At 39.6% G+C, this 17,012-nt stretch carries 17 protein-coding genes; 15 read left to right on the forward strand and 2 right to left on the reverse strand.

Annotated features, from left to right (window positions below):
• Window positions 1-170: 170 nt before the first annotated feature.
• Entirely contained in the window at window positions 171-2,408 is a 2,238-nt protein-coding gene (locus I2F89_RS12865; RefSeq protein ID WP_071865992.1) for an ATP-dependent Clp protease ATP-binding subunit, read from the reverse strand.
• Window positions 2,409-2,952: 544 nt separating this feature from the next.
• Between I2F89_RS12865 and I2F89_RS12870 the strand changes: the two genes are divergently transcribed.
• From I2F89_RS12870 to I2F89_RS12895, 6 genes are all read left to right on the forward strand, one after another.
• Window positions 2,953-3,219 (forward strand): phosphocarrier protein HPr, encoded by a 267-nt coding sequence (locus I2F89_RS12870; protein WP_002287602.1) that lies wholly within the window; start codon window positions 2,953-2,955, stop codon window positions 3,217-3,219.
• A complete protein-coding gene (gene ptsP / locus I2F89_RS12875) occupies window positions 3,219-4,946 on the forward strand; it encodes a phosphoenolpyruvate--protein phosphotransferase (protein ID WP_019723966.1) in 1,728 nt (575 codons plus the stop codon). Before I2F89_RS12870 ends, ptsP begins: the two co-directional genes overlap by 1 nt.
• Window positions 4,947-5,110: 164 nt before the next feature.
• The gene (locus tag I2F89_RS12880; protein ID WP_195514475.1) at window positions 5,111-6,151 is read left to right on the forward strand and encodes a glycosyltransferase family 4 protein; all 1,041 of its coding nucleotides are present in this window, start codon (window positions 5,111-5,113) and stop codon (window positions 6,149-6,151) included.
• A gap of 23 nt (window positions 6,152-6,174) precedes the next feature.
• Window positions 6,175-7,398: a glycosyltransferase family 4 protein gene (locus tag I2F89_RS12885; protein WP_071865994.1), complete on the forward strand. Its 1,224-nt coding sequence runs from the start codon at window positions 6,175-6,177 to the stop codon at window positions 7,396-7,398.
• Window positions 7,399-7,485: 87 nt separating this feature from the next.
• Window positions 7,486-8,373, forward strand: coding sequence for an NAD(P)-dependent oxidoreductase (locus I2F89_RS12890; protein WP_195514476.1), 888 nt, complete (start codon window positions 7,486-7,488; stop codon window positions 8,371-8,373).
• An 85-nt stretch (window positions 8,374-8,458) separates the two neighbouring features.
• Window positions 8,459-8,689 carry a YkuJ family protein gene (locus I2F89_RS12895; protein WP_010735881.1) on the forward strand — a complete coding sequence of 77 codons (231 nt, stop codon included), beginning with the start codon at window positions 8,459-8,461 and terminating at the stop codon, window positions 8,687-8,689.
• A gap of 30 nt (window positions 8,690-8,719) precedes the next feature.
• Here the strand turns inward: I2F89_RS12895 and I2F89_RS12900 are convergent, their stop codons facing one another.
• The gene (locus I2F89_RS12900) at window positions 8,720-9,676 is read right to left on the reverse strand and encodes a GIY-YIG nuclease family protein (protein ID WP_071865996.1); all 957 of its coding nucleotides are present in this window, start codon (window positions 9,674-9,676) and stop codon (window positions 8,720-8,722) included.
• Window positions 9,677-9,985: 309 nt separating this feature from the next.
• Here I2F89_RS12900 and I2F89_RS12905 point away from each other — a divergent pair, with 309 nt between their 5' ends.
• The 9 genes from I2F89_RS12905 (at window position 9,986) to I2F89_RS12945 (ending at window position 17,011) form a co-directional block, all read left to right on the forward strand.
• Window positions 9,986-10,426, forward strand: coding sequence for a MarR family winged helix-turn-helix transcriptional regulator (locus tag I2F89_RS12905; RefSeq protein ID WP_010735879.1), 441 nt, complete (start codon window positions 9,986-9,988; stop codon window positions 10,424-10,426).
• A gap of 9 nt (window positions 10,427-10,435) precedes the next feature.
• A complete protein-coding gene (locus I2F89_RS12910) occupies window positions 10,436-11,398 on the forward strand; it encodes a beta-ketoacyl-ACP synthase III (protein WP_115357461.1) in 963 nt (320 codons plus the stop codon).
• Window positions 11,399-11,452: 54 nt separating this feature from the next.
• Window positions 11,453-11,677, forward strand: a complete 225-nt coding sequence (locus I2F89_RS12915; protein WP_034688440.1) for an acyl carrier protein — start codon at window positions 11,453-11,455, stop codon at window positions 11,675-11,677.
• Between the two features lie 109 nt (window positions 11,678-11,786).
• Window positions 11,787-12,707, forward strand: coding sequence for an ACP S-malonyltransferase (fabD, locus tag I2F89_RS12920; protein WP_074799792.1), 921 nt, complete (start codon window positions 11,787-11,789; stop codon window positions 12,705-12,707).
• 10 nt (window positions 12,708-12,717) lie between these two features.
• Window positions 12,718-13,455, forward strand: a complete 738-nt coding sequence (gene fabG / locus I2F89_RS12925) for a 3-oxoacyl-[acyl-carrier-protein] reductase (RefSeq protein ID WP_071865998.1) — start codon at window positions 12,718-12,720, stop codon at window positions 13,453-13,455.
• A gap of 12 nt (window positions 13,456-13,467) precedes the next feature.
• The gene (gene fabF, locus I2F89_RS12930) at window positions 13,468-14,703 is read left to right on the forward strand and encodes a beta-ketoacyl-ACP synthase II (RefSeq protein WP_010735874.1); all 1,236 of its coding nucleotides are present in this window, start codon (window positions 13,468-13,470) and stop codon (window positions 14,701-14,703) included.
• A 2-nt stretch (window positions 14,704-14,705) separates the two neighbouring features.
• Entirely contained in the window at window positions 14,706-15,185 is a 480-nt protein-coding gene (gene accB / locus I2F89_RS12935) for an acetyl-CoA carboxylase biotin carboxyl carrier protein (protein WP_307725284.1), read from the forward strand.
• A 19-nt stretch (window positions 15,186-15,204) separates the two neighbouring features.
• Window positions 15,205-15,624 carry a 3-hydroxyacyl-ACP dehydratase FabZ gene (fabZ, locus tag I2F89_RS12940; protein WP_010735872.1) on the forward strand — a complete coding sequence of 140 codons (420 nt, stop codon included), beginning with the start codon at window positions 15,205-15,207 and terminating at the stop codon, window positions 15,622-15,624.
• A gap of 7 nt (window positions 15,625-15,631) precedes the next feature.
• On the forward strand, window positions 15,632-17,011 hold the full coding sequence (locus I2F89_RS12945; protein WP_071866000.1) for an acetyl-CoA carboxylase biotin carboxylase subunit: 1,380 nt from the start codon (window positions 15,632-15,634) through the stop codon (window positions 17,009-17,011).
• Window position 17,012 lies beyond the last annotated feature (1 nt).

A 17,012-nucleotide genomic window follows, 5' to 3' on the forward strand; every position in this document is an offset into this window, starting at 1 on the left:
AAGAAATAACTTACATTAATTATAATTTTTTTTTAGTAAAATGAACAGCATTTTGTCTTCTTAAATTTGAATGGAAGAGAAAAAATCGTTACTTTCTTTTCCAAAAATAAAAACAAAAGCGGAGAGTGGCAAACTCTCCGCTCGATTTTTACTACCATTCCAATATGGAATTACTCTGTCGATTCGTTGTTTGCTTCTTTGACTAAACGTTCAGGTTTAGACGTAATGACGATTTTGTCGTCTTTATCTAATTTTGCTTTAAGATCTGAGATCGTTGGATGATCAAGATAGAATTCGGCAATGCCGTCTTCAATTTGTTCTTGGATCGTCCGACGTAATGGTCGGGCACCCATTGCTGGATCGTAACCAAGATCAACCAGCTTTTCTTTGACATTCGTAGGAACGTCCACATGTAATTGTTGAGCCGCCAACAATTGGTTGACATCATCAAGCATGAGAGTAACGATCGTCATCAAGTTTTCTTTTGATAAAGCACTGAACTCGATGATTCCATCAAAACGATTCAAGAATTCTGGTGTGAAATAGTTATTCAATTGATTCAAGACAGAACGAGTCACACCTTCACGAGCAGCACCAAAGCCAACATTGGCTTCTACTTTTCCAGTTCCTGCATTACTTGTCATGATGATGATTGTATCTTTGAAGCTGACTGTACGACCTTGCGCATCGGTTAAACGTCCATCATCTAAGATTTGTAGGAACATGTGTAAGACATCTGGATGTGCTTTTTCTACTTCATCAAGCAAAACCAAACTATACGGATTTCTACGTACTTTTTCAGTCAATTGACCAGCTTCTTCATAGCCGACATAGCCTGGAGGAGAACCAATCAATTTTGCGACACTGTGTTTTTCCATGTATTCTGACATATCGAAACGAATCATTGACTCTTCAGATCCAAATAATTCGTAGGCTAGTTGCTTCGCTAATTCTGTCTTACCAACACCAGTAGGACCAACAAATAAGAAAGAACCAATTGGACGGTTTTTCTTACTTAAACCAACTCGATTACGACGAATGGCTTTGGCTACCCGATCAACCGCATTATCTTGCCCAATCACATGTTTTTTCAAGTCGTCTGCTAAGTTTTTCAATTGGGTTTGTTCTTTTTCTTTTAATTCACCAACAGGGATGCCTGTCCGTTGTTCAACGATTTTTTCCATGTCTTTCTCAGAGATCACTGGGATTTCTTCTTCTGAAAGTTGACGTTCTTGCATTTTTTTCAATTTATTGATTTGATCGCGATAATAAGCTGCTTTTTCGAAATCTTCTTCTTTAGAAGCCAACAACTTTTGTTCTTCCGCTTCTTCTAATTTCTTTTCGATCATTTTTGGATCAACGATTTGGATCGTCAAGTTTTTCTTAGATCCTGTTTCATCCAGTAAATCAATGGCTTTATCCGGTAAAAAGCGATCTTGGATATAACGATTGGACAATCTAGCCGCAGCTTCGATCGCAGCATCTGTATATTTGACGTGATGGTAGTCTTCATAGCGCTTTTGCAATCCTTGTAAAATACTGATTGTTTCATCTACAGAAGGTTCATCGACACGAACAGGTTGCATCCGGCGCTCTAACGCAGCATCTTTTTCAATGATTCGGTATTCATTCAATGTTGTTGCCCCAACCATTTGTAATTCGCCACGAGCTAACGCGGGTTTTAATATATTTCCGGCATCCATGTTACCATCACCAGCTGAACCAGCCCCAACGATTTCATGAACTTCATCTATAAATAAAATGACATTTTCTGCTTGTCTGATTTCTTCAATCAGTTTTTGCATCCGTTCTTCAAATTGTCCTCTGATTCCTGTGCCTTGGACAAGTGAAACAACATCTAAACGAATTACTTCTTTATCTAGTAATTTTTGTGGAACATCGCCATCAACGATTTTTTGAGCGAGTCCTTCAACCACAGCCGTTTTACCGACACCTGGTTCCCCGATCAATACAGGGTTGTTCTTTGTACGGCGATTCAAGATTTCAATCACGCGCTTGATTTCATCATCTCGACCGATGACTGGATCGATTTCACCTTGGCGCGCTTCTTCTGTGATATTGATACCGTATTCGCCTAAAAGACCATCTGAAGCGGGGCCTTGTGGTGGTTGTCCACCATTGAAGTTGTTGTTCCCACCAAATTGAGTAGGGGGAGTTTGTTCATAATTTCCTTGTTGTTGCATTTGACGAGACATCGAACGAAACAGATCGTCCAGACTCCCAAAGCCAAATGGATCATTTTGGGCCATACTTGTTAGACCTCCATTTTGCTGATTTTTGATTTTTTGGTAACAGCTCTGACAGTAGTCAAGTTGTGTACGTTGGCCATTGACAGTCGCATATAAGTGAATCGTTGCTTCATTTTTTCCACAGTTTTGACAAAGCATAAAACATTCACGTCCTTTCAAACATTGGTCATTAAGTCTATTTTACATCGCGCCTATCTTTGGGTAAAAGAATAACACTCGATTAACAAACCTTATAAAAGTCATACCTTGTTGACCATTACTGACCATTTAATTTTATTATACTAATTTTTTGAATAGACGCAAGCAATTGATTCTTTTTTTCAGGCAATGTGACAAAACATTTGGGTACGAGTCTCAAGTTGTCGTCGAATCTGTAGGGGAATATAGCTAAAATCTCATGAATGGTTCAACCACTCGACAATCACTGAGGGGCGAGACGGTTTATTAGATATAAAAAAACATGGAATTTATTAAAACAGGAATAATCGTAACTACACATGAAACAGTTCTACAGAATAGTTTACTGGATTTTCTCTCAATTTAAATGAAAACTGTTGTATCTAAGGAAAAAAAATGGTAATCTTTACAGATGAAAGGGTTCATCTGATTAGTTCTATCATGGATTGCTAAAAAAGAAAACCCTCACATAAAAACAACACTCACTTAAAGGAGACCGATTAATATGGAAAAGAAAGAATTTCACGTAGTAGCAGAAACTGGGATCCACGCACGTCCAGCTACACTATTAGTACAAACAGCAAGCAAATTTAACTCTGATGTAAACTTAGAGTATAAAGGTAAATCAGTAAACTTAAAATCTATCATGGGCGTTATGTCTTTAGGTGTAGGTCAAGGTTCTGACGTTACTATCACTGCTGAAGGTGCTGACGAAGCTGACGCTATGGCAGCTATCGTTGAAACAATGAAGAAAGAAGGCTTATCTGAATAATGGTTGAAATGCTAAAAGGGATCGCCGCTAGTGACGGAGTAGCCGTTGCAAAAGCTTACCTGCTAGTTCAACCGGATTTATCATTCAGTAAGACGACAGTTGAGGATACTTCAGCTGAAGAAGCTCGCTTAGATGATGCTTTAGCAAAATCAACTGAAGAATTACAACAAATTCGTGAAAAAGCAGCGCAAAGCTTAGGTGAAGCAGAAGCGCAAGTATTTGACGCACATTTAATGGTTCTTTCAGATCCTGAAATGATAGGTCAAATCAAACAAAACATCAAAGATAACAGTGTAAATGCTGAATCAGCTCTTAAAGAAGTAACGGATATGTATATCGGTATGTTCGAAGCAATGGAAGATAATGCTTACATGCAAGAACGTGCAGCAGATATTCGTGACGTTGCAAAACGTATTTTAGCACATCTTCTAGGTGTGACTTTACCAAACCCTTCCATGATCAATGAAGAAGTTGTTGTCGTGGCGCATGATTTGACGCCAAGTGACACTGCTCAATTAGATCGTAACTTCGTAAAAGCTTTTGTAACAGATATCGGTGGACGTACATCGCATTCTGCAATCATGGCTCGTTCTCTTGAAATTCCAGCAATCGTTGGAACAAAAGAAATCACTGCGAAGGTAAAAGAAGGCGTAATGTTAGCTGTTAATGGGATCGAAGGCGATGTAGTCATTGAGCCAACAGCAGAACAAAAAGCCGAATTTGAAAAAATCGGTGCAGATTATGCTGCACAAAAAGCAGAATGGGAAAAACTGAAACATGCTGAGACAGTGACTGCCGATGGCAAACACTTTGAATTAGCAGCCAACATTGGTACACCTAAAGATTTAGTTGGTGTACACAACAATGGTGGTGAAGCAGTTGGACTTTATCGTACTGAATTCCTTTATATGGATTCACCAGACTTTCCTACTGAAGAAGACCAATACGTTGCTTACAAAGCAGTATTGGAAGGAATGGAAGGAAAACCTGTCGTTGTTCGTACAATGGATATCGGTGGAGATAAAGAATTACCATACTTGCAATTGCCGCATGAAATGAATCCTTTCTTAGGATACCGTGCATTACGTATCAGCTTGTCAGAACAAGGGGACGATATGTTCCGTACGCAAATGCGTGCGTTATTACGTGCCTCTGTACATGGAAACTTGCGTATCATGTTCCCAATGGTTGCTACACTAAAAGAATTCCGTGGTGCAAAAGCAATCTTTGAAGAAGAAAAACAAAAATTAGTAAATGAAGGCATTGAAGTCTCTGATTCGATCCAAGTAGGGATCATGATCGAGATTCCAGCTGCAGCCGTTATTGCGGATAAATTTGCTAAAGAAGTAGACTTCTTCTCAGTAGGAACAAACGACTTGATCCAATACACAATGGCAGCTGACCGTATGAACGAACGTGTTTCATACTTGTACCAACCATACAACCCATCAATTCTACGTTTGATCAAAAACGTCATTGATGCAGCACATGCTGAAGGTAAATGGGCTGGTATGTGTGGAGAAATGGCCGGCGATCAAATGGCTGTTCCTTTACTAGTAGGTATGGGATTAGATGAGTTCTCAATGAGTGCAACATCGATCTTAAAAACACGTAGCTTGATGAAACGTTTAGATACAAGCAAAATGGCTGAACTAGCGGATCGTGCCCTAAATGAGTGCGATACAATGGAAGAAGTCGTAGAACTTGTCAATGAATATCTAGCTTGATTTTCAGAACAGGCACAGTATTTTGCTGTGCCTGTTTTTTTGTCTTCTTGCAATAATAAATAAAATTCCGTTCCAACTTACAAGTTTGTTGGGAAAAAATCGGACTTAAGGTTGAGTGACAGCTTTCACGCTGTGTTATAATATAAGAGTGAGGGGGAACGTAGATGAAGGTATTATTATATTTTGAAAGTGAGAAGATACTTTCTAAGTCCGGCATTGGTCGTGCACTTGATCACCAAAAGCGTGCGCTTAAAGATGTAGGGATCTCCTATACTTTAGATAGTAAAGAAGACTATGATATTTTGCACATCAATACATATGGTATCAATAGTCACAACATGGTCAACAAAGCGCGTAGAAACGGTAAAAAAATTATTTATCATGCGCATTCAACGGAGGAGGATTTTCGTAATTCCTTTATCGGTTCGAATCAATTAGCACCATTTGTAAAAAAATATTTAGTCGGGTTGTATGAAAAGGCAGATTACTTGATTACACCAACTCCATATTCAAAAAAATTGTTACAAAGTTATGGCATCGATTTACCTATTCAATCGATTTCCAATGGGATCGATTTGGAAAAATACCAACCAGACCCTGTCAAAGAACAAAAATTCAGGGAGTACTTCAATCTTTCACCTGATCAAAAAGTGATTATTTGTGTAGGACTGTTCTTTGAAAGAAAAGGAATCATTGATTTTGTTGAAATAGCCAAACAATTACCAGAATATACATTCATCTGGTTTGGTCATGTGCCGATGTACTCGATCCCAAGTAATATCCGAAAAATCGTGAAAGAAGATCATCCCGATAATGTCATTTTTCCAGGCTATATTCGAGGAGAAATCATCGAAGGAGCTTACTCAGGAGCAGATCTGTTCTTTTTCCCTTCTTATGAAGAAACGGAAGGTATTGTGGTACTGGAAGCTTTAGCAAGTAAACAAAATGTGTTAGTACGTGATATTCCAGTCTATGATGGCTGGCTTGAAGACCAAAAAAATTGTTATATAGGGCGAAACAATGAAGAGTTTTCAAAACTCATTCAAAAAATCATTCAACATGAAGTACCTAGTTTAGTTGAATCTGGCTATCAAACGGCTGAAGAACGAAGTATCAAAAGAATTGGTCAACAACTTCAATCCGTTTATCAACAAGTGCTAAAGGCATCCGATTCTTCAGATGAACAAATGCAAGAATCAAAATAAAGGTAGTTTGGAGGCGAAAAAAGATGAAAATCGGCTTTTTTACCGATACCTATTTTCCACAGGTAAGTGGTGTAGCTACATCGATCAAGACATTAAAAGAAGAACTCGAAAAAATGGGACATGACGTATATATATTTACGACAACAGATCCCAATGCAGACAAGTTAGAAAAAGATGTGATTCGTATGCCAAGTGTTCCTTTTGTATCATTCAAAGAACGTCGAGTAGTGGTACGAGGAATGTGGTACGCCTATTTAGTGGCAAAAGAATTAGAGTTAGATCTTATCCATACTCACACTGAGTTTGGAGCGGGGGTTCTTGGCAAGATGGTCGCAAAAAAATTAAAAATCCCATCGATTCATACGTATCACACGATGTATGAAGATTACCTGCATTATATTGCAAAAGGGAAAGTGATTCGACAATCCCATGTCAAATACTTATCTCGTCTATTTGTGAACCATACGACAGGTGTGGTTTGCCCAAGTGAGCGTGTGATCGAGACATTGCGAAGCTATGGGGTGACAGCCCCATTACGAGTGATACCAACAGGGATCGATATCGAAAAATTTAAACGTCCAGAAATCACACAAGAACAAATCAATGAATTACGTACCTCATTAGGAGTAAAGGAAAACGGCTTGATGATTTTATCTTTAAGTCGAATCTCTTATGAAAAAAATATCCAAGCGTTGATCCAAGGGTTTCCAGAAGTCATCAAACACTATCCAGATGCACGACTAATCATAGTCGGAAATGGGCCTTATGTTGAGCAACTAAAAGAACTGATCACGTCGCTGGATTTAGCTGATGTGGTTCAATTTACTGGAGAAGTCGATAACAATGACGTCGCATTCTATTATCGGGCGGCTGATTATTTTGTGTGTGCTTCGACATCGGAAACACAAGGATTGACGTATACAGAAGCAATGGCAGCTGGTACACCATGTGTAGTTGAAGGAAATGATTATTTGAATCGTTTATTTGATCATGCTTCCCTTGGCCGAACATTTGAACGAGATGAAGACTTTGCACCTGCACTTATTGATTATATTGAAAGCAAAGTTGAAAAAAATCCAGAAGTGTTTGAAAAGAAACTTTACGAGATCTCTGCTACTCATTTTGGTCAATCAATGATCGAATTTTATGAAGATATGCTTGTGTATTACAAAGAAGAGATGCGTAAAAAAGAAGAAGAAGCATCCATTGAGCGGATTAAAATTAAATTAAATTCTTTCAAAAAATAAAAAAACAGTGAATAATCCTAAAAAAATCCTTGTTTCTAGCGTATACTAGCATAGAAACAAGGATTTTATCGTTTAGGAGGGCAAAAGATGAAAATTGGTTTTATCGGCACAGGAGTTATGGGAAGCGCGATTGTTCGTCATTTACAAAAAGCTGGCCATGAACTGACTGTTTATAATCGTACGAAAACAAAAGCTGCGCCACTTATGGAAGAAGGAGCAGTATGGGCAGATAGTCCACAAGAAGTAGCTGAGATGAGCCAAGTCATCTTTACAATGGTTGGCTATCCTCAAGATGTGGAAGAAATCTATTATGGTGAGAAAGGCATTTTCCAAGCAGGCGTAAAGGGGAAAACAGTCATAGATTTGACGACAAGTACGCCAACACTTGCTGAAAAAATTGCAACAAGCGCACAAGAGCTTGGAGCAGAAGCCGTGGATGCCCCTGTCTCAGGAGGCGATCTAGGTGCAAAAAATGGCACCTTAACGATCATGGTGGGTGGAAAAGAGAATGTCTACGAGCAAGTATTACCACTATTTCGTGAGTTTGGAACAACATTTACGTTGCATGGTTCAGCTGGAAAAGGACAACACACAAAAATGGCAAACCAGATCATGATTGCCGGAACAATGACTGGCATGACAGAGATGCTCGTTTATGCACAGAAAGCTGACTTAGACTTAGAAAAAGTGATTGCGACGCTTTCAGGCGGTAGTGCGGCAAATTGGTCATTGAGTAATTATGCACCTCGTATTTTACAAGAGAATTATACACCAGGATTTTTTGTCAAACATTTTATCAAAGATTTGAAGATTGCTTTAGCCGAAGCAGAAAAAGTAGGATTGGACTTACCAGCGACCAAAGAAGCCCGAAAGCTATATGAACAGTTAGCAGAAAAGGGTTTCGAGAACGATGGAACGCAAGCATTGATCAAGCTTTGGTGGGAAGATGGTAGACAGCCGAAAAAAAAATCCTAAAAAACTAGTTTTTTTGGAGAAAATCAATGCAAGTCGACGATGCTTTTGATACAATATAACAGAACTAAGAAAAGGAGGACCTCCGATGGCACATTCACAATTAGTCGCAATCATTAAACGACTGGAGGCTATGGTCGAATCAGCAGACAATGAGCTGCAAGTTCGTCGCTTTGAAAAAGAGGGCGTAGAAAAATGCACCGTAACTTATGATAAAGCGACAGAAACATTTGAACTAACTGAAACAGACACACATCAACAATACGAATTCGACAATATCGATATCGTTGCGATGGAGATCTATGATTTGATTCAATAAGATTTCGAGCTAGCTAAAAGAGCCTGGGATTCAACCAATCGGTTGGATTCCAGACTCTTTTTTTGTTTCCTGTTCGTCTTTTGTCAGTTTACGTTGGTAGCTGATCAAGATTTGAACAGGATCGATTTCTTCTTGAGACAGTTGTCGCTTGAGTGACAACCTATTGTCTTTTTCATAATAGAAATGAGGTGCTTGTCCAGGGGCTGTGATCGTTGTGTCAGCCACTTGACCGTACGAAACCAAGAAATGCTTGATCTTGGTCTCATCGCTAGCTAACGGCATGCTCAATGTGATTCTCGGTGTTCGTAAAAATTTTTTTTGTTCTTGTATCCGACCAGTAAAGTACGTGATCAATTCGATATCCCGTTGTAGAATAGCTGCCTTCTCAAAATTAAGCTGTTCAATAAAATGCAATTGTCGTTTTTTTAAATAGCCTAACAATTTTTTGTTTCTTCCTTGCAATAGACCTTGGATCTCTTTCTTTTTTTGTTCAAAGCTCAGTGCCTTCATTTCAGGAAGTTGGACTTGTAACGCCAAATGACTGATTTCAGAAAGCCAAGGCATTTGATAGTTTTCTTCGATGATTCGAAGGATACTAGGCATTTTTTTATAAAGGCGAAAAGGTCCGTAAGTTCTTGCGGTAGGAATATTCGTGAGAAAAAGACCATCGGATTGAATATGTAAATAGTTATAGTTGTCAAAATAATTCATCCGACGATTGTAGATAGGGCGATAGTGTTGGATCAATTGACACTCTAATAATAAGGCATCTAGTTCAGTATCAACGACAACGATCTCAAAATCAGCAATCGAACGAACCAAGCGCAAGACTTTTTTCGAGTGTTGTTTATTTTGATGAAAGTACGTACTTACGCGATTTTTTAAATTTTTAGCTTTACCCACATAAATGATTTTTCCATCGCTATTTTTCATCAAGTAAACACCAGGTAATAAAGGTAGGTTTTTTACTTTCTCTTTTAAGTGCATAAGCGCTCCCCTAATTGAATTTGAACTAAAAAGATTATAACAGATTTAAAAAAATGAACAATAAAAGGGATTATATTTTATAAATAAATTAGAGAGATACTTTGATAATCAAAATATTTTTTTGTTCTTTTATTTTAATTTTTAGAGGTTAAAAGGTTGATATTAAAGCATTTTGTCATAAGTTTAAAATTAAAAAAAATTAATAATGCAAAAAAATCTAGTTAAAAGGTTGCATTTTGAAAAAAGTTAAGATATAGTTTGAACATCAAAAGATTTGATAATCAAACTAATTTTAGTGGATGGTGGAACATGGAACCTGATTTTAATACAGTAAATGATTATCTCGTTAGTGTCTTCAATGATATTTTGACGATCGAAGAATCCGAATTAAAAAAGTCACAATTCAAAGATCTGTCGATTACAGAGATGCATACGATCGAGGCAATCGGTATGTACAAGAAAAAGACAACTTCAGAAGTAGCCAAAGAACTGTCGATTACTGTTGGGACCTTGACCACTGCTATCAACAAGTTAGTTAGGAAAGGCTACGTTGAGCGTATCCGTAGTGAAGACGACCGACGAGTGGTGAAGCTGGGGTTGACCAAAAAAGGTAAGTTACTTTACCGCGTGCATCAGCATTTCCATCGTGAAATGGTCAAAAACATTATGGATGGTATGGCTACCGACGAACAACAAGCTTTGCTGTCTGCATTGAAAAACTTGCATGATTTCTTGCGAGATTACAAGTGAGGAAGTTTAATGGAACAATTTGGAACGATCACAGCAACGGCAAGTTTCTTACCGGAAAAAATCATCACAAACGATGATCTCTCAAAAATGATGGACACTTCGGATGAATGGATTTCATCCCGTACAGGAATCAAAGAGAGACATTGTGTGACCGAGCAGGAGACTTCCGATTTGTGTTACCTCGTTGCCGAAAAATTACTAAAGAAAAAAACACTCGATCCAAAGGAACTCGATTTTATTATCGTTGCTACGATGTCGCCTGATTATACATCGCCTTCTGTAGCAACTTTAGTTCAAGGAAGGCTCGGCGCAACCAAAGCAATCGCATTTGATATCAGCGCCGCATGTTCAGGGTTTGTTTATGCTTTGAGTGTTGCAGAGAAACTGATTCGCTGTGGCTCAATGAAAGGTTTAGTAATTGGTGGCGAAACATTATCTAAACTGATCGATTGGACGGATCGTTCAACCGCTGTCTTGTTTGGTGATGGTGCTGGTGGGGTTTTGTTAGAAGCTGGCTCAAATCAAAAATTAGTGAGAGAATCGCTAGCGGCAGATGGTTCGCGTGCGCAATCCCTTACTTCTGGCTATCTACCAAATCGATCGCCTTTATACACGAAAGATTCAGAAGGTTCTTACTATTTAAAAATGGTTGGACGGGATATTTTTGACTTTGCTGTAAGAGACGTTGCGATGAACATCAAGGAACTCATTCAAGACACACCTGTTGATTATCTGCTTTTGCATCAGGCAAACTTACGAATTATCGAAAAGATTGCTCGCAAAGTAAAAATTCCCCAGGAGCAATTTCTAACGAACATGGATAAATATGGCAATACTTCCGCAGCAAGCATCCCGATTCTTTTAGATGAAGCGATAGAAAGCGGAAAAATTACCTTAGGTCAACAACAAAAAGTGGTATTTACAGGTTATGGTGGAGGATTGACATGGGGAAGTATCCTCATGGAACTATAAACTGATAAAAATAAAAAATATAAAATAAAGAAACAATATCGGAGGAATTATCATATGGTATTCGAAAAAATTCAAGAAATCATTGCGGAAGAATTAGGGAAAGACGCAGAAGAAATCAAATTAACGACAAACATCCAAGAAGACCTTGAAGCAGATAGCTTGGATTTATTCCAAATCATCAACGAAATCGAAGATGAATTTGATGTGAAAATCGAAACAGAAGACGGCATCAAAACAGTTCAAGATTTAGTCACTTATGTTGAAAAACAAACTGCATAATCATCAAGATTAGGTTGGGGGCTGGGACATTTTCCGAAAAAGGAATGTCTTAGCCTTTTTTTAAATGAAACAAAAAGCTATCTATCCTGAATATAAATTGGAGACTATGATGAAAACAGCATTTTTATTTAGCGGACAAGGTGCACAATACCAAGGAATGGGTCAAGACCTCTACCATGAACCCATTGTGAAACAGACTTTTGATGAAGCTAGTCAGATCTTGGGCTATGATATGGCGGAGCTTTGTTTTTCAACAAATGAACGTTTGGATCAAACAATCTATACGCAGCCAGCTATTTTAACTGTCAGCATTGCGTGCTATCGTTTGCTAAAAGAACGTGGGATCACTCCTCAAGCCGTTTTAGGGCTTAGTTTAGGTGAGTATTCTGCTTTAGTAGCCAGTGGCGCGCTTTCCTTTAGAGAAGCGGTAGCATTGGTCGAAAAAAGAGGCACGTTTATGACAGACGCTGCACCTACCGGTAGTGGAAAAATGGTAGCTGTGATGAACGCACCGGTGGATGTCATCGAGAGCTGTTGTAAGCAGGCGGAAGAAACGGGGATCGTTTCCCCCGCAAATTACAATACACCTCAGCAAATCGTCATCGGAGGGGAAGAAAAAGCAGTGGATCAAGCGGTGGCACTATTACAAGAACAAGGGATCAAACGAATGATTCCACTCAATGTAAGTGGCCCTTTCCATACAGCAATCTTAGAACCTGCTGCTAGACAATTAGCGGAGGAACTAAGCAAGATCGTTTTTTCAGAACCTGAAATACCTGTGATCAGCAACACCACGACAGAGATCATGACGAAAGAAAGAATTCCAGGTTTACTTGAACAACAAGTGATGAAACCCGTTCGTTTTTACGAAAGTATCGAAAAACTTAAAGATTTAGGGATCGATCAAGTGGTCGAAGTCGGGCCCGGTAAAGTATTAAGTGGCTTTATGAAAAAAATCGACAAGTCGATCGCCGTTGCACGTGTGGAGAATCAACAAACATTTGAAGAAACAATCAATCGATTGTCATAGGAGGCAAGTTATGGACGTAACTGGAAAAAATGTATTTATTACAGGCAGTACACGAGGAATCGGTGAAGCGATCGCTTTAGCCTTTGCCAAAGCAGGCGCAAACATCTTTTTAAATGGTCGTGGAGAGATCCCAGCCGAAAAAATCAATGCGATCAAAGCGCATGGGGTTGAATGTGTAGGGATCACAGGTGATATCTCCGATTATGACAAAGCAGGAGAGATGATCAAAGAAGCAGAACAGCAGTTGGGTTCTGTCGATATTTTGGTCAATAATGCGGGAGTTACGAATGATAAACTTGTCCTACGTATGGATGCAGATGATTTCAAAAAATGTTTGGATATCAATCTAACAGGAACTTTCAATATGACACAGCACGTGCTAAAGAAAATGATGAAAAAAAGAGAAGGCGCGATCATCAATCTTTCAAGTGTTTCAGGATTGATCGGTAACTTGGGTCAAGCCAATTATGCAGCAAGTAAAGCAGGGGTTGTCGGTTTCACTAAATCTGTGGCAAGAGAAGTTGCCACACGAGGAATCACATGTAATGTGATTGCTCCGGGGTTTGTCACTACAGATATGACAGATGTATTATCCGAAAAAGTAAGAGAACAAGCAGAAAAACAAATTCCAATGCAACGTTTCGGCCAAGTGGAAGATATTGCGGAAGCCGCATTGTTCTTAGCGAAAAGTTCGTATATCACAGGTCAAGTCATCAATGTTGACGGCGGATTGGTCATGCACGGATAGGGAGGAAAATTTATGAATCGAGTAGTAATTACAGGTTATGGAGTCACTTCACCGATCGGTAATGATGCAGATAGTTTTTTAGCTAGTTTAAAAGCTGGGACAAATGGCATTGCACCGATCACAAAATTTGATGCAACAGACACAGGAATCACTTTAGCAGGTGAAGTAAAAGACTTTCCTTTTGATAAATATTTTGTAAAAAAAGATAGCAAACGTATGGATATGTTTTCAATCTACGGCATTTATGCTGCAATGGAAGCATTGACAATGAGTGGAATTGAAAAAGAAACGATCAACCAAGATCGTTTTGGCGTTATCGTTGGCTCTGGGATCGGTGGGTTACCAACGATCGAAAGCCAAGTCATCCGCATGCACGACAAAGGAGCAAATCGTGTATCACCAATGTTTGTTCCAATGTCGATCGCCAATATGGCAGCTGGTAATATTGCGCTACGTGTAGGGGCGAAAGGAATTTGTACGTCGATCGTGACTGCTTGTGCCAGTGGAACGAATGCCATTGGTGAAGCGTTCCGCAACATCAAACATGGTTATTCCGATATCATTCTTGCAGGTGGAACAGAAGCAACAATCTGTGAAATGGGGATCGCCGGATTTGCGGCATTGACTGCTTTGTCAACATCGACAGATCCTGAACGTGGTTCTATGCCATTTGATGAAGACCGTAATGGCTTTGTCATGGGTGAAGGGGCAGGAGTATTAGTTCTTGAATCACTGGAACATGCACAAGCTCGTGGCGCAAAAATCTATGGTGAAGTTGTGGGTTACGGCTCAAATTGTGATGCTTACCATATGACAGCTCCGACACCAGATGGTTCTGGTGCCTCAAAAGCAATGAAATTGGCGATGGAAGAAGCGGGGATCGATGCTAAAGAAGTGGGCTATATCAATGCACACGGAACAAGTACACCAGCAAACGATCAAGCAGAAGCTAAAGCGATCCAAATCGCTTTAGGAGACTCTTTCAAAGAAACCTATGTCAGCAGTACGAAATCAATGACTGGACACTTATTAGGTGCTGCAGGTGGGATTGAGGCGCTTGCCACTTTGATGGCGTTAGAGCACCAGTTTATTCCACCAAACATCAATGTTGAAAAACAAGATCCTGAAATCGATCTGAACGTTGTGATCAACGAAAGTAAACCAGCTGAACTGTCTTATGCCATGAGTAATTCATTAGGATTTGGTGGACATAATGCTGTACTATGTATGAAACGCTGGGAGGAATAATGTTGAAGATCAATGAAATCAAAGAATTAGTCAGTCAATTTGATCAGTCAACTTTAACAGAATTTGACTTGAAAGACGGACAATTTGAATTATATATGAATAAAAATGAAATGAGTCGGGGAATGGGGCAAACAGTACCAACAACGAGTGCTTCTGAACCACAACCTCAACAAGTTGTACCGGCTTTACCAAAAGAAGAAAGCCATGCTGTTCAACCGGAAGCAGTTGCGCCGACAATTGATGGGACTGAAGTGAAATCACCAATCGTTGGAATCGTCTATCTACAACCATCTCCTGACAAGCCAGCATTCAAAAAAGTAGGAGACAAAGTTTCTAAGGGTGAAGTGATCTGTATCATCGAAGCAATGAAATTGATGAACGAAGTAACCAGTGATGTCGATGGTGAGATCGTTGCGATCTTGATCGACAATGAAGAAGTCGTAGAATACGGACAACCACTCTTTATCATCCAACCAAATTAAGCCAAGGAGAACCAGACCTATGAATATACAAGAAATCAAAGAAATCATCCCTCATCGCTATCCGCTGTTGCTGATTGATCGAGTGGAAGAAATCGTCGAAGGCGAACGGATCGTTGCTAAAAAAAATGTGACGATCAATGAACCTTTTTTCCAAGGACATTTTCCAGAAGAACCTGTGATGCCTGGGGTTTTGATCGTAGAAGCGATGGCCCAAGCAGGAGCAGTAGCTCTATTATCATTGGAACAGTTCAAAGGAAAAACTGCTTACTTTGGCGGATTAGATAAAGCGAAGTTTCGTAAAAAAGTGACTCCTGGAGATACGTTGATATTAGAAGTGGAAATCACTAAAATCAAGTCTTCTGCAGGAATAGGCAAAGGAATTGCAAAAGTGGACGGCAAAAAAGTTGCTGAAGCTGAATTAACCTTTATGATTGGATAGGTGAGTTATGTTTTCAAAAGTCTTGATAGCAAATCGCGGCGAAATAGCCGTACGGATCATTCGTGCCTGCCGTGAGCTTGGAATCCAAACCGTTGCGGTCTATTCTGAAGCGGATGCGGAGGCATTACACACACAATTAGCAGATGAAGCCGTCTGCATCGGTCCTGCAAGAGCAACAGATTCCTATTTGAATGTACAAGCAGTTCTAAGTGCAGCCATCGTTACAAAAGCAGAAGCAATCCATCCTGGATTTGGATTCTTATCAGAGAACAGTCGATTTGCTTCGATGTGTGAAGAATGTAATATCGTCTTTATTGGACCTAAAAGCAAAACGATCGATGATATGGGAAATAAAATCAACGCACGTCAGTTGATGCAACAAGCAGATGTTCCTGTGATCCCAGGTAGTGATGGTGTGCTATCGACTGTTGAAGAAGCACTGGAAGTGGCAGAAAAAATTGGCTATCCAGTGATGCTCAAAGCCGCCGCTGGTGGTGGCGGTAAAGGAATCCGCAAAGTCTTGTCAAAAGAAGAATTACCACAACATTTTTCATCCGCCCAACAAGAGGCAGCAGCTGCTTTTGGTAACGATGATATGTATTTGGAAAAAATCATTTATCCCGCAAGACATATTGAAGTGCAAATATTAGGTGATCAATTTGGTCATGTTCTGCATCTAGGTGAACGTGATTGTTCCTTACAACGAAATAATCAAAAAGTCTTAGAAGAATCACCATCTGTTGTGATCTCTGAAGAAAAACGAAATCACTTAGGTGCAGCAGCTGTTAGAGCAGCAAAGGCAGTGAACTATGAAAATGCAGGAACGATCGAATTTTTAATGGATGAATCCGGTGATTTTTATTTTATGGAAATGAACACCCGCATCCAAGTTGAACATCCAGTAACAGAAATGGTCACAAATATCGATCTTGTCAAAAAACAAATTGAGGTTGCGGCCGGACGACCACTAGAGATCCAACAAGAAGATATCATTTTCCAAGGGCATGCGATCGAATGCCGGATCAATGCAGAAAATCCAGCATTTCATTTCGCGCCTTCACCAGGTAAAATCAAGAATTTGTTGCTGCCAGCTGGTGGTATGGGATTAAGGGTCGACAGCGCGGTTTATTCTGGTTACACGATTCCGCCTTATTATGATTCAATGATTGCTAAGGTCATCGTACATGGCGATACACGTTTCGATGCGTTGATGAAAATGCAACGGGCATTGAGCGAGATCGTAACAGATGGCGTGATCACGAATGCTGAATTCCAAATGGATCTGATCAGTCACCCTGCAGTGATTGCTGGTGATTACAGTACCGCATTCTTACAAGAAGAGTTTTTACCAAACTGGATTCCCGAGACGGAGATAGGAGACGAATAAG

It is taken from the genome of Enterococcus sp. 1001283B150225_161107_E12 (assembly GCF_015556925.1).
GTDB lineage: Bacteria > Bacillota > Bacilli > Lactobacillales > Enterococcaceae > Enterococcus_B > Enterococcus_B mundtii.

Coding starts and splice junctions, on each gene's coding strand:
- fabG (WP_071865998.1), top strand. CDS start 12,718: ATGGACGTAACTGGAAAAAATGTATTTATTACAGGCAGTACACGAGGA.
- fabF (WP_010735874.1), top strand. CDS start 13,468: ATGAATCGAGTAGTAATTACAGGTTATGGAGTCACTTCACCGATCGGT.
- I2F89_RS12895 (WP_010735881.1), top strand. CDS start 8,459: ATGGCACATTCACAATTAGTCGCAATCATTAAACGACTGGAGGCTATG.
- I2F89_RS12945 (WP_071866000.1), top strand. CDS start 15,632: ATGTTTTCAAAAGTCTTGATAGCAAATCGCGGCGAAATAGCCGTACGG.
- fabD (WP_074799792.1), top strand. CDS start 11,787: ATGAAAACAGCATTTTTATTTAGCGGACAAGGTGCACAATACCAAGGA.
- ptsP (WP_019723966.1), top strand. CDS start 3,219: ATGGTTGAAATGCTAAAAGGGATCGCCGCTAGTGACGGAGTAGCCGTT.
- I2F89_RS12905 (WP_010735879.1), top strand. CDS start 9,986: ATGGAACCTGATTTTAATACAGTAAATGATTATCTCGTTAGTGTCTTC.
- I2F89_RS12870 (WP_002287602.1), top strand. CDS start 2,953: ATGGAAAAGAAAGAATTTCACGTAGTAGCAGAAACTGGGATCCACGCA.
- I2F89_RS12900 (WP_071865996.1), bottom strand. CDS start 9,676: ATGCACTTAAAAGAGAAAGTAAAAAACCTACCTTTATTACCTGGTGTT.
- I2F89_RS12890 (WP_195514476.1), top strand. CDS start 7,486: ATGAAAATTGGTTTTATCGGCACAGGAGTTATGGGAAGCGCGATTGTT.
- I2F89_RS12880 (WP_195514475.1), top strand. CDS start 5,111: ATGAAGGTATTATTATATTTTGAAAGTGAGAAGATACTTTCTAAGTCC.
- I2F89_RS12915 (WP_034688440.1), top strand. CDS start 11,453: ATGGTATTCGAAAAAATTCAAGAAATCATTGCGGAAGAATTAGGGAAA.
- fabZ (WP_010735872.1), top strand. CDS start 15,205: ATGAATATACAAGAAATCAAAGAAATCATCCCTCATCGCTATCCGCTG.
- I2F89_RS12885 (WP_071865994.1), top strand. CDS start 6,175: ATGAAAATCGGCTTTTTTACCGATACCTATTTTCCACAGGTAAGTGGT.
- I2F89_RS12910 (WP_115357461.1), top strand. CDS start 10,436: ATGGAACAATTTGGAACGATCACAGCAACGGCAAGTTTCTTACCGGAA.
- I2F89_RS12865 (WP_071865992.1), bottom strand. CDS start 2,408: ATGCTTTGTCAAAACTGTGGAAAAAATGAAGCAACGATTCACTTATAT.